The following is a 12,026-nucleotide window of genomic DNA, read 5'->3' on the forward strand; positions in this document are numbered from 1 at the left end:
GCCCCAGCGTTACATTGAGTCGAAGGCACTCAAGTTTACTGTGGAGGTCAACACCTTGCCTGCATACTTCGGCCCCGTCGGCTCAGATCCACGCTCATTCGACGAGTTCCTCGCTCGTTACCTGCAGGGGCAGCGGGCCGCTCAATCAAGCCGCTCCATTGACATCACCCGCGTGCTCACGCGACGCACTCACGGCGTGCTCAATGACGCCGCCCGCTTCGCGGTGGAGCACGGCCATCACGAAGTCGACGCATTGCACATCCTGCGCGTCATGGCACTAGAATCGCCCGCCGCCGATGCCATGCGCGGCACGGGCGCGGATCCCGACGCGATCGCGACGAGCGCGGAGCAGGGACTGCCTGCAGCCCGCGAGCGCGATGCAGAAGAGCAGTCGCCCTCGCTGACGTCGTCTGCGCGACGTCTGCTCATCGACGCGTATCAAGTTGCTCGCGGATTCGGTTCGACCTATGTTGATCCCGAACACCTGTTTCTGGCGTTCGTTCTCGGAGACGACTCTCCGGCAGCGCGAATTCTGCAGAAGGCCGGCGTGACCCCTGCAGCGCTGCAGGCCGCAGCGAACGGGGAGGCTCCGACTCAGACCTCGACGGGGCAGGCCACGGGTGAAGCATCCGACAGTCCCATGCTCGAGCAGTTCGGTCGCGACCTGACGGCTGAAGCGCGTGAGGGCAAGCTTGATCCCGTCATCGGGCGCGCAGATGAGATCGAGCAGGCTGTTGAGATTCTGTCGCGGCGCACCAAGAACAACCCCGTGCTCATCGGCGACGCCGGCGTCGGAAAGACGGCTGTCGTCGAGGGTCTGGCACAGAAGATCGCGGCCAAGAGCGTGCCAATTCAGCTTCGCGAGAAGAGCGTCATCGAGTTGGATGTCGCGGCGATGCTGAGCGGCACTCGCTACCGCGGCGACTTCGAAGAGCGTCTCACCACCGTGATGAACGAGATCAGTGCTCGCAAGGACGAACTCATCGTCTTCATCGATGAGCTGCACACCGTCGTCGGAGCGGGTGGAGGCGGCGAAGGCGGAATGGATGCCGGAAACATCCTGAAGCCCCGACTCGCTCGAGGTGAATTGCACCTCATCGGCGCCACGACGCTCACGGAATACCGCACAATCGAGAAGGATGCTGCGTTCTCACGCCGTTTCCAGCCGATCACGGTCGGTGAGCCGAGCATCGACGACTCCGTGACGATTCTTGACGGTCTCAAGGGCGCATACGAGCAGTTCCACGCCGTCACCTACACGGATGAGGCGCTGCGCTCTGCCGTCGAACTTTCTGCACGGTACATGACCGACCGCTTCCTGCCGGATAAGGCCATCGACCTGATCGACCAGGCGGGCGCTCGAAAGCGTCTCGCCGACGGAGAAGCTCTCGACCTCGACACCCTGCGCACGGAGCTTGCCACACGCGAGGCCGAGAAGGGGGATGCTGTCGAGCGCGAGGACTACGAGGAGGCGTCGCGCATTCGCGATCAGATCACCGAGATCGTCGCCACGATCGACGCCGCGACCGGGACGGCGCAGCCAGTCGTCGGAGAGGCTGACATCGCGGAGGTGATCTCGCGAGCGACAGGAATTCCGGTCAGTCAGGTCAGCGACGACGACCGCGTGAAGCTCGCACGGCTGGAAGAAGAACTGCACGAGCGCGTCATCGGACAGCACGACGCTGTCGAGATGGTGTCACGCGCCGTGCGTCGCAGCAGAACCGGCATGGGCGACGAACGACGTCCGGTCGGAAGCTTCCTCTTCCTCGGACCGACGGGCGTCGGAAAGACCGAGCTGGCCAAGGCTCTTGCCTCGTCACTCTTCGGCACCGACGACGCTATGGTGCGGTTCGATATGAGTGAGTTCGGCGAGCGGCACACGGTGTCGCGCCTTGTCGGAGCGCCTCCCGGATACGTCGGCTACGACGAAGCGGGTCAGCTTACGGAGCGGGTGCGTCGGCGCCCGTACTCCGTGGTGCTGCTCGATGAGATCGAGAAGGCACACCCCGACGTCTTCAACCTGCTCCTGCAGGTGCTCGACGACGGACGGCTCACCGATGGCCAGGGGCGAACCGTTGACTTCCGCAACACGGTCATCATCATGACGTCGAACCTCGGGTCTGAGTTCTTGTCCAGTAAGACCGGAGCAATCGGCTTTGTTGCCGACGGAGCCGAGGGGATCGACGTTCGTGCACGGGTCATGGGTCGCCTGCGTGAGTCGATGCGGCCCGAGTTCCTGAACCGCATCGATGAGATCGTGCTCTTCAGCAAGCTGGAGCCCGAGCAGCTGCACGAGATCGTCCGGCTGCTTGTGACCAGCACAGAGAAGCGCGTGCAGGCCCAGGGCCTCAGCTTCTCGATCGACGAGCAGGCCATCGAGTGGATCGCGCAGCACGGGTACGAGCCAGAGTACGGCGCCCGGCCGCTGAAGCGCCTCATCCAGCGCGAGGTCGACGATCGCATCGCCGAACTGCTCGTCGACGAATCGTTCGCCGACCGTGCCGGGGTTGAGGTGACGACGGCTGACGGTGAGCTCATCGTTCTGCCGAGCCACAGCGACACGCGCCTCGTCGCCTGATCACGCAACACACACGGCGGCTCCCGCATTGCGGGAGCCGCCGTGCTCGCGTTCACTCCGGTCAGGTCTTGGAGGACCCGGAATCGATGATGGGAATCTCCGTCGTCGGAATCTCGGTTCCCCTGATGGACGCCCCTGCCGTCTCCGGAACGAACTTGAGGGCGATGAGTCCGACGGCGCACGCAGCCATCATGTAGAAGGCGGGAACAAGCAGGTTGCCCGTCGAATCGATGAGGGCTTCGTTGACGGCCGGAGCCGTGCCTCCGAAGAGCGCTGTCGCGACGTTGTACGTGATCGCGAACCCTGCGTATCGCACCTGAGTGGGGAACATCGCCGGGAACGTTGCTGAAATGGTTGAGAGCTGAATCACGTACAGCACGCCAAGGACCGCGAATCCGACGAGCGCGCCCGCGAAGCCCGTGCCCATGAGCATGTACATGGGCACCGCCGCGACGATGAGTCCGATCAGCGAGACCGCCCACATCGGTCGTCGCCCGACTCTGTCAGAGATCTTGCCCGAGAACGGAATGATGGCCATCATGCACAGCTCGCCGATGATGATCAGCAGCAGCGAGCCATCCTTGCTCATGTCGATCTGAGTTTCCAGATACGTGGGCATGTACGTAAGCAGCGTGTAATTCGCGACGTTCAGGGCGATCACGAGTCCCGCCATGCTCAGCAGAGGACGCCAGTAGTGGAGCACGAGGTCCTTCAGATCTCCGGTCGCCGACTGCTCGATCTGAGCGGTGTCCTCCATCTCGCGGAAAACGGGAGTGTCTTCCATCTTGCTGCGCAGATAGACGCCGATGAGGCCCATGGGTGCAGCGATGAGGAACGGAATCCGCCAACCCCACTCCATCATGGCGTCCTCGCCGATGATGAGGCTCAGAATCAGCACGAAGGCGGTCCCGAGCACGTAGCCGAAGAGAGTGCCGAATTCGAGGAAGCTTCCGAAGAAGCCGCGCTTCTTGTCGGGCGAGTACTCCGCCATGAACGTGGCAGCTCCTCCGTACTCGCCGCCCGTTGAAAAGCCCTGGACCATACGCAGGAAGATCAGCAGCCCTGGGGCCCACATGCCGATCGCGTCGACGTTCGGCAGGAGTCCGATCAGCGTGGTCGATCCCGCCATCATGACGATCGTCAGTGCAAGAATGGCCTTGCGCCCCAGCCGGTCTCCGAGCGGCCCCCAGATCAAGCCGCCCAGAGGGCGCACGAGGAAGGAGATTGCGAATGTCGCCAGCGCCCAGACGGTTCCGCCTGGGAAAAAGTTTGCCGTGATGTACGTAACGGCAACGGCGTAGACCCCGTAGTCGTACCACTCCGTCGCATTTCCGATCGCTGATGCTCCGATCGCACGCCTGATGGTCTTGCGCCCTTCGGGCGAGTCGGCGCTGGGAGCGCGGTACTCGGCCTCAGGCTCGGTCGGCTCCCCGGTATTCGGTGGCGTCGCCATGCTTCCCCCTCTGCAATTCGCGTGAACGTGCCAGGTGGCAGTGGGCCTATCTTGCCGCGCTTGAGGGCATTTGTCACCCATTTGCGACGAGAAATCACCGTGGTTCGCCACGCATGCGCACACGCCTCGTCACTCAGATAGGATGGAGCGCATGGGCTTCATCATCTCGTTCCTGCTCTTTGTCGTCGGGCTCTTCCTCTTCGGTGTTGCCTTTAACGCCGCCGCGTTCCAAGCTGTCATCTTCTTCGCCGGGATCATCCTGGTATGCCTCTCGTTCGGCATCCCTGCTCACATCCTGTCGAAGCGATAACGAGTTCATCGACTGGCGTCGGTTCAACTCTGTGAACGGTCTGCGCCGCATCGCCAGCAGGTCGGTGAGTCATCTTCGATGAACGCGCCGCACTCCGCGCAGACGTGGCTTAGCCAGCATGCTGGGTCTCCACCCGAATCCACATCGTCACCCATCACTTAATCGTGCGACGATGTTCGACGCCGGTCAAGACATCGAGCATCCCTGCCGTGTCACGCTCCCGAGACCGGACCGAGAAGTCCGTTGGCCGCCGCTTTGTGCGCAGCATCCGAATCGGATGGATGGAAGGCTCCTGCGAGCACGTCCCGATAGAGCCGCCCGAGCTCGCTCTTCGAGAAGTAGCTGCTCCCGCCCGCGACAGCTATGGCCTGGTCGACGACTGAGCGGGCTGTTTCGGTTGCTCGCACCTTGACCGCCGAGAGCTTGGGAAACCAGAGGCTTGCATGATCGACGCCATCGGCGATGTCCTGAGCGGCGCGTTCGATCTGAGCAGGGATCGCGTCGAGAGCCATCCACGCGTCTGCGATGCGCCAGCGAATGACCGCGTCGTCGGAGTACGCCGCGCCGTTGTTCTGCTTCGACGTGCGCTTCTTCGCGGTCTCGATGGCCAACTCGAGTGCGCGCTCTGCAAGGCCGGTGTACACGCTCGCGACGAGCAGCTGAAAGTTCGAGGAGATTGCGAAGATGAATGGATCCGGGTTCGGCCCCGGCTCCAGCCGACGCACAATCCTGTCAGGCGAGGCATGCGCACCCTCGAGGATCGTCGTGCGGCTCTGCGTCGCGCGCATGCCAACGGTGTCCCAATCATCCTTGATTGTGAATCCGCCATCGGCGCGGCGCACGAATCCGTACGCGATCTTCGGTGCATCGTCGGACGTCGAATCGAGTCCCATGGTTCCGAGGACGGTCCAGGCGGGGGAGAGCGACGTGAAGATCTTCGTGCCGTAGAAGGAATAGCCTCCCTCGCCATCAGGCCGCGCCTCAGAATTGGAGCCGACGAGAACGAGATCGTTGCCTGCCTCGCTGATTCCGAATGCGTAGACCTCGCCACGTGAAGCGCCTTCGAGCACAAAGTCCAGAGAGGAGTCGCCGCGTCGTCGGAGCTGCTGGGCCACTCCCGTCCAGATCAGATGCATATTGACGGCGAGGGCAGTCGCCGGCGCGGCTGTCGCGAGCCTTCGCTGCAATCGGGAAACCTCGACAAGCGACAGCCCCGATCCTCCGAGTTCTGTCGGGACGAAGGCTTTCAGATACCCGGCCTCCACGAGATCTTCGAGATCGTCGTGGAAGAACCCGTTGCTGCGATCGAGCTCCGCGGCTCGGGAACGAATGCGCTCGAGCAGAGCGTCGGGCAGCAAATCAGTCATTGTCGTCTCCTCGATCCTCGACGCTGCCGAGTGGCGTCGTCGTCACCTCCATGCTCGCACTCCGGCGGTGTCCGAGGGGGCTATTCGCGGACAGCATCCGACATAAATGATGAATGCTCAGCTTTCCCCCATTATTGGGGTGAGAAATCTCTCACGCTCGGCCACACAATGGAGGAGAGCTGGCCCCTAACCAGTTGAACCCGAAAATTCCTCCTCAGAAGAGTGAGCCAATGACGATCAAAAACCCCCGATCGAGCGAGCGTCCCCAACGTTTCATGCTCGTTCTCGGCAGCGCCCGCCAGGGGCGCATCGCCCTCCCGATCACCCTCTGGGTGCATGACCTCCTGTCGGACTACTCCGGTGTGTCGGTCGACCTCGTCGATCTCATGGAACAAGACCTCCCGTTCATGAGCGAACCCGATCTCAGCGAGAACCGTGCCTATATCAACGCACACTCACGAGCCTGGAGCGAGCGAGTTTCCGCGGCGGACTCGGTCATCTTCGTCGCTCCCGCGTACGGCGATGGCCTCTCGCCCGTCGTGCGCAACGCCATCGACTACCTGGGCCGAGAGTGGAAAGAGAAGCCCGTTGGCCTCGTCACGTATGGGCGAGACGCGAAACGACTCTCGAGGCGTCTCGGTCGCTCGCTTCAGGAGCGCGGCATGAGCGTTGTTCGGCCCCTCGTTGCGCTCGCTCACGCGCGAGCGCACGTTCACGGTGTCGACTTCGACAATGATCCGCAGAGCAGCAGGGCGTGCGAACGCATGATCGATGAGTTGCGCGTACTGTCGGGGCGTTCGGATCGCCAGATGCTCGCCGAGGACGTCGCCTGAGAGCGCGTCAGAGTGTCTGCACCGGCTCGGTGTCGGGGATGGGCGATGCGTCTCTTCCGCGAAGGTCGGGCAGAGCGGGGCGGAGTGCAAGCGGCACGAGGAATCCGATGAACGCGAAGACGGCGGCCGTCCAGAGCGCTCCGACGGCGCCGTTCTGATCGATCAGGAATCCGGCAATCGCCGAACCGATCGCCGAGCCGATCAGCTGGCCCGTGCCGATCCAGCCGTACGCTTCCGCTGTATCGCTGAACTTGACGCTCGACGACACGATGGCGAAGATCACGGCGAGAGCCGGAGCGATGCCCACTCCGGCGATGAGGAGCGTTCCGGCGAGCCACCACACGCCAAGCGCTGCGGTGGCTGCGGCCATTCCGAAGCTCACGATGAGCATTCTCCGCGCGAGGGACCACGGCGTGATCCCCGCGTGTCCAAGTGATAAGCCGCCGACGAGACTCCCGACAGAGAAGATCGCCAGGACCAGCCCCGCTTCGACTCCCTCGTCTCCGAACGTCGCCACGACTCCCGCCTCGACGGCTGCGCACGCGCCTACGAGCAGAAAGCCCGTCATGGTGGCGATGAGCACCGTCGGCTTCTTCAGAACGCTCCCGAAGGATCTCCGGCTGGGCGGAATGCGCACCTGCCCCACTTCCGGTGAGGCGATGAACCATGTGCCTCCGATGACCATGAGGGATGCTGCGAGGGCGATAGCCCACACGGGGCCCACTTGCGTCGCAACCACCGTCGTGACGACGGGGCCGAGTACCCAGATGATCTCCTGGGCGGAGGCATCGAGCGAGAACAACGGCGTCAGCTGCGTCGAGTTCACGATCTTTGGATAGATCGTGCGCACGGCCGGCTGGATCGGCGGCGTGCTCAGGCCTGTGAGGAGTCCGAGGCTGATGTACGCCCAGAGCGGCATCGGCACGAGCGCGATCGTGAGCACGGAGAGCGTGCATATCGCGAGTGTCAGAACGAGCACGCGCCGCATGCCCCAGCGCCCCATCCAGCGGCTCGTCAGTGGGCCGGCGACGGCCTGCCCGATGCTGGTGGCGGCGAGCACCAGCCCCGCGTCGGCGTACTGCCCAGTCTTGTGCTCGATGAAGATCAGGAATCCGAGCGACAGCATCCCTCCAGGGAATCGCGCAACCAGCTGCGCGCTGATAAGCCGCCCCACTCCGGGGTGGCGCAGCAGGCTCCAGTAGCTCGTCACGATTCACCAGTGTAAGTGCATCTCGACACGCCGACACGCCCAAAGAATGTCGGTGGCTGCCCCTAATTTTGGAGCTGTGGATGAAGAGCGGATTCACAGCGACGAAAGGGCAGGTATTCGCCCATTTAAGTGTTGTATTCGGTGAGGGAGCGGCAGTGGAGAAACGGTGGATAACTCACCGAAATCGGTGGAAAGTGCGGTGGAAAACTACATCCCTGTAACTACTATCCCTAGGGGTTCCACTCAAAACGAAGAACTATATGTAGTATTGAAAGCCCGGCGGGGGAATGCCGGGAAAACAAGAGATTTCAGGTTGGGAAGGGTCTTCAATTATGGCAATCGCGGTTTACACAAAGCCTTCATGTGTTCAGTGCACGGCGACCTACCGAGCGCTCGACAGCAAAGGCATCGAGTACGAGGTTCACGATCTTTCCGAAGACGAGTCGGCGCTCGAGCAGGTCAAGGCTCTCGGCTACCTGCAGGCCCCCGTCGTCATTGCCGATGACGAGCACTGGTCCGGGTTTCGTCCCGACAAGATCAACGAGCTCGCCGAACGTCTCGGCTAACAGCCTCGACGGTGCCCTGCATCGCGTGGCGGCACCACGCAGCCGCCACGCCCACACTGCCATGGGAGGTGACGCACAATGACTCGGCTCGTCTATTTCTCGAGTGTCTCGGGAAATACGCACCGTTTCGTCGAGAAGCTGGGGAAGCCGGCTGAGCGCATACCCCTGTACGCGAAGGAAGCCGGGTTGAAAGCCGACGAGCCATTTGTGCTTGTCACCCCGACGTATGGCGGCGGCAATGGGCAAGGCGCTGTACCCAAGCAGGTGATCCGGTTCCTCAACGACGAGGAGAACCGAGGCCTGCTGAGGGGCGTCATCGCCGCGGGAAACACCAATTTCGGTGACGCGTACTGCCTCGCGGGCGACATCATCTCGGCTAAATGCAAAGTGCCGACGCTTTATCGATTCGAACTCTTCGGAACACCGGACGACGTGAGCGTCGTCCATGATGGATTGGACCAATTTTGGAAAGCACACTGACCGACGCGGTCGCGACGGAGAGCGGCATGGACTACCACTCGCTCAACGCCATGCTCAATCTGTATGGAGCGAATGGCGAGATTCAGTTCGACAAGGACAGGGAAGCGGCTCGCGAGTTCTTCCTGCAGCACGTCAATCAGAACACCGTCTTCTTTCACTCGCTCAAGGAGCGCCTTGACTACCTCGTCGAGAAGGAGTATTACGAGAAGGACGTTCTTGACCAGTACTCCTTTGAGTTCATCCAGAAGCTCAATGACCTGGCCTATTCGAAGAAGTTCCGTTTCCAGACCTTCCTCGGCGCTTTCAAGTACTACACGTCGTACACTCTGAAGACGTTCGATGGCAAACGCTACCTCGAGCGGTTCGAGGACCGCGTCGTCATGACGGCTCTCGGCCTCGCGCAGGGCGACGAGAAGCTGGCGATCGACCTGGTCGAAGAGATCATCTCCGGGCGCTTCCAGCCGGCGACTCCGACGTTCCTCAACACGGGCAAGGCCCAGCGCGGCGAACTCGTCTCGTGCTTCCTGCTGCGCATCGAAGACAACATGGAGTCGATCTCACGCGGGATCAACTCGTCGCTTCAGCTCTCGAAGCGAGGTGGAGGAGTTGCGCTGCTGCTGTCGAACATCCGTGAGTCGGGCGCCCCAATCAAGCAGATCGAGAACCAGTCCTCTGGCATCATTCCGGTCATGAAGCTGCTCGAAGACTCCTTCAGCTACGCGAACCAGCTCGGAGCGCGTCAGGGAGCCGGTGCCGTCTACCTCAACGCGCACCACCCCGACATTCTGCGCTTCCTCGACACCAAGCGAGAGAACGCTGACGAGAAGATTCGCATCAAGACGCTCTCTCTCGGAGTTGTGGTTCCCGACATCACGTTCGAACTCGCCAAGAAGGGCGAGGACATGTACCTGTTCTCGCCATACGATGTCGAGCGTGTCTACGGAGTTCCCTTCGGCGACATCTCGGTGAGTGAGAAGTACCAGGAGATGGTCGACGACCCGCGCATCAAGAAGTCGAAGATCAATGCGCGCGAGTTCTTCCAGACGCTCGCGGAGATTCAGTTCGAATCGGGCTACCCCTACATCGTGTTCGAGGACACGGTCAACCGTGCGAACCCGATCAAGGGTCGCATCAACATGTCGAACCTGTGCTCGGAGATCCTGCAGGTCAACACGCCGACGACATACAACACCGACCTGTCGTACGACCAGATCGGCAAGGACATTTCGTGCAACCTCGGGTCGCAGAACATCGCTCTCACGATGGACTCGCCCGACTTCGGCAAGAGCATCGAGACGGCGATCCGCGGCCTCACGTCGGTGTCCGACCAGAGCCACATCAGCTCAGTTCGCTCTATCGAGGACGGCAATGACCGCTCGCACGCCATCGGCCTCGGCCAGATGAACCTGCACGGTTACCTCGCCCGTGAGCACGTGCACTACGGCAGCGAAGAAGGCATCGACTTCACGAACATCTACTTCTACACGGTGCTGTTCCATGCGCTGCGCGCCTCCAACGCGATCGCGAAGGAGCGCGGCGAAACCTTTGATGGGTTTGCCGACTCGAAGTACGCCTCGGGTGAGTTCTTCGACAAGTACACGGATCAGGTGTGGGAGCCGCAGACAGAGCGCGTGCGCGAGCTGTTCGCCGATGTTCACATTCCCACCCAGGAGGACTGGGCGGCGCTCAAGGCCGACGTGCAGGAGCACGGCATCTACAACCAGAACCTTCAGGCTGTGCCCCCGACGGGATCGATCTCGTACATCAACAACTCCACGTCGTCGATTCACCCGATCGCGTCGAAGATCGAGATTCGCAAGGAAGGCAAGATCGGCCGCGTGTACTACCCGGCGCCGTTCATGACGAACGACAACCTGGAGTACTACACCGACGCGTACGAGATCGGCTACGAGAAGATCATCGACACGTACGCTGCGGCAACTCAGCACGTCGATCAGGGTCTGTCGCTGACGCTGTTCTTCAAGGACACCGCTACGACTCGAGACATCAACCGTGCGCAGATCTACGCATGGCGCAAGGGCATCAAGACGATCTACTACATTCGTCTCCGTCAGCTGGCCCTCGAGGGCACTGACGTGTCCGAGTGCGTCTCCTGCATGTTGTGACTAGATCGTTATCTGTGAAAGGTAGTAAGAACCCGTGACCCCTCCCGAGAAGTTGAAGCTGGTCGAGCAGGTGCAGGCCATCAACTGGAACCGCATCGAGGACGAAAAGGACGTCGAGGTGTGGCACCGCCTCACCGGGAACTTCTGGCTACCCGAGAAGGTGCCGCTCTCGAACGATGTCCAGTCGTGGAACACGCTCACCGAGCAGGAACAGGTGCTCACGATGCGCGTGTTCACGGGGCTGACGCTGCTCGACACCATTCAGGGCACGGTCGGCGCCGTCTCGCTCATTCCCGACGCTGTCACACCGCACGAAGAGGCCGTGTACACGAACATCGCGTTCATGGAGTCCGTGCACGCGAAGAGCTACTCGTCCATCTTCTCGACGCTGTGCTCGACGAAGGAGATCGACGAGGCGTTCCGCTGGTCGGTCGAGAACGACAACCTTCAGCGCAAGGCAGCGATCATCATGGATTACTACCGTGGTGACGAACCGCTCAAGCGCAAGGTCGCCTCGACGCTGCTCGAGTCGTTCTTGTTCTACTCGGGCTTCTACCTGCCCATGTACTGGTCGAGCCGGGCCAAGCTCACCAACACGGCAGACCTCATTCGCCTGATCATCCGCGATGAGGCCGTGCACGGCTACTACATCGGCTACAAGTACCAGAAGGGCGTCGAGAAGCTCGGCGAGGCAGAGCAGCAGGAGCTCAAGGACTACACGTTCAACCTGCTCTACGAGCTCTACGAGAACGAGGTGCAGTACACGCAGGATCTCTATGACGGCGTCGGTCTGACCGAAGACGTGAAGAAGTTTCTGCACTACAACGCCAACAAGGCGCTCATGAACCTCGGATACGAGCCGATGTTCCCCAAGACGGTCACCGACGTGAATCCGTCGATCCTCTCAGCGCTCTCGCCGAACGCCGACGAGAACCACGACTTCTTCTCGGGGTCGGGATCGTCGTACGTCATCGGCAAGGCCGTGTCGACCGAAGACGAGGACTGGGACTTCTAGATCGCACGAATGAACGGGGTGGATGCTGTTGCACACGCGACAGCATCCACCCCGTTCTCGTGTCGGGGAACGTGGCAGACTGAACGAG

General features: G+C 61.6%; 10 protein-coding genes. 7 read left to right on the forward strand and 3 right to left on the reverse strand.

The genetic code is table 11. From position 1 onward, the window contains the following. Positions 1-55: 55 nt before the first annotated feature. Positions 56-2,578 carry an ATP-dependent Clp protease ATP-binding subunit gene (locus tag ATJ78_RS08725; protein ID WP_211288448.1) on the forward strand — a complete coding sequence of 841 codons (2,523 nt, stop codon included), beginning with the start codon at positions 56-58 and terminating at the stop codon, positions 2,576-2,578. 61 nt (positions 2,579-2,639) lie between these two features. On the opposite strand, the gene ATJ78_RS08730 is transcribed toward ATJ78_RS08725, so the two are convergent. Continuing rightward, positions 2,640-4,031, reverse strand: a complete 1,392-nt coding sequence (locus ATJ78_RS08730; protein WP_098407241.1) for an MFS transporter — start codon at positions 4,029-4,031, stop codon at positions 2,640-2,642. 151 nt (positions 4,032-4,182) lie between these two features. On the opposite strand from ATJ78_RS08730, the gene ATJ78_RS15875 reads away from it, so the two are divergent. Continuing rightward, positions 4,183-4,341: a hypothetical protein gene (locus ATJ78_RS15875; protein WP_156088589.1), complete on the forward strand. Its 159-nt coding sequence runs from the start codon at positions 4,183-4,185 to the stop codon at positions 4,339-4,341. 212 nt (positions 4,342-4,553) lie between these two features. Here ATJ78_RS15875 and ATJ78_RS08735 read toward each other — a convergent pair whose 3' ends face one another. Beyond that, positions 4,554-5,708 (reverse strand): acyl-CoA dehydrogenase family protein, encoded by a 1,155-nt coding sequence (locus ATJ78_RS08735; RefSeq protein WP_098407242.1) that lies wholly within the window; start codon positions 5,706-5,708, stop codon positions 4,554-4,556. Positions 5,709-5,938: 230 nt separating this feature from the next. Between ATJ78_RS08735 and ATJ78_RS08740 the strand changes: the two genes are divergently transcribed. Further along, positions 5,939-6,541, forward strand: a complete 603-nt coding sequence (locus tag ATJ78_RS08740) for an NADPH-dependent FMN reductase (protein ID WP_098407243.1) — start codon at positions 5,939-5,941, stop codon at positions 6,539-6,541. 7 nt (positions 6,542-6,548) lie between these two features. Here the strand turns inward: ATJ78_RS08740 and ATJ78_RS08745 are convergent, their stop codons facing one another. Beyond that, entirely contained in the window at positions 6,549-7,751 is a 1,203-nt protein-coding gene (locus ATJ78_RS08745) for an MFS transporter (RefSeq protein WP_098407244.1), read from the reverse strand. A gap of 332 nt (positions 7,752-8,083) precedes the next feature. Here ATJ78_RS08745 and nrdH point away from each other — a divergent pair, with 332 nt between their 5' ends. The 4 genes from nrdH to nrdF all read left to right on the forward strand — a co-directional run bounded on the left by nrdH (position 8,084) and on the right by nrdF (position 11,938). Then, positions 8,084-8,317, forward strand: coding sequence for a glutaredoxin-like protein NrdH (gene nrdH / locus ATJ78_RS08750; RefSeq protein WP_098407245.1), 234 nt, complete (start codon positions 8,084-8,086; stop codon positions 8,315-8,317). 78 nt (positions 8,318-8,395) lie between these two features. Further along, complete coding sequence (gene nrdI / locus ATJ78_RS08755; RefSeq protein WP_098407246.1) at positions 8,396-8,797, forward strand: class Ib ribonucleoside-diphosphate reductase assembly flavoprotein NrdI; 402 nt, start codon at positions 8,396-8,398, stop codon at positions 8,795-8,797. 26 nt (positions 8,798-8,823) lie between these two features. Beyond that, complete coding sequence (gene nrdE / locus ATJ78_RS08760) at positions 8,824-10,923, forward strand: class 1b ribonucleoside-diphosphate reductase subunit alpha (protein ID WP_098409290.1); 2,100 nt, start codon at positions 8,824-8,826, stop codon at positions 10,921-10,923. Positions 10,924-10,957: 34 nt separating this feature from the next. Beyond that, positions 10,958-11,938 (forward strand): class 1b ribonucleoside-diphosphate reductase subunit beta, encoded by a 981-nt coding sequence (gene nrdF / locus ATJ78_RS08765; protein WP_098407247.1) that lies wholly within the window; start codon positions 10,958-10,960, stop codon positions 11,936-11,938. Positions 11,939-12,026 lie beyond the last annotated feature (88 nt).

Source organism: Paramicrobacterium agarici (assembly GCF_002563955.1).
Classification (GTDB): Bacteria; Actinomycetota; Actinomycetes; order Actinomycetales; family Microbacteriaceae; genus Paramicrobacterium; species Paramicrobacterium agarici.

What these genes read in the sequence shown, in the direction of transcription:
- ATJ78_RS08740 (WP_098407243.1), top strand. Translation starts at nt 5,939, where the DNA reads ATGACGATCAAAAACCCCCGATCGAGCGAGCGTCCCCAACGTTTCATG.
- ATJ78_RS08735 (WP_098407242.1), bottom strand. Translation starts at nt 5,708, where the DNA reads ATGACTGATTTGCTGCCCGACGCTCTGCTCGAGCGCATTCGTTCCCGA.
- nrdE (WP_098409290.1), top strand. Translation starts at nt 8,824, where the DNA reads ATGGACTACCACTCGCTCAACGCCATGCTCAATCTGTATGGAGCGAAT.
- ATJ78_RS08730 (WP_098407241.1), bottom strand. Translation starts at nt 4,031, where the DNA reads ATGGCGACGCCACCGAATACCGGGGAGCCGACCGAGCCTGAGGCCGAG.
- ATJ78_RS15875 (WP_156088589.1), top strand. Translation starts at nt 4,183, where the DNA reads ATGGGCTTCATCATCTCGTTCCTGCTCTTTGTCGTCGGGCTCTTCCTC.
- nrdH (WP_098407245.1), top strand. Translation starts at nt 8,084, where the DNA reads ATGGCAATCGCGGTTTACACAAAGCCTTCATGTGTTCAGTGCACGGCG.
- nrdI (WP_098407246.1), top strand. Translation starts at nt 8,396, where the DNA reads ATGACTCGGCTCGTCTATTTCTCGAGTGTCTCGGGAAATACGCACCGT.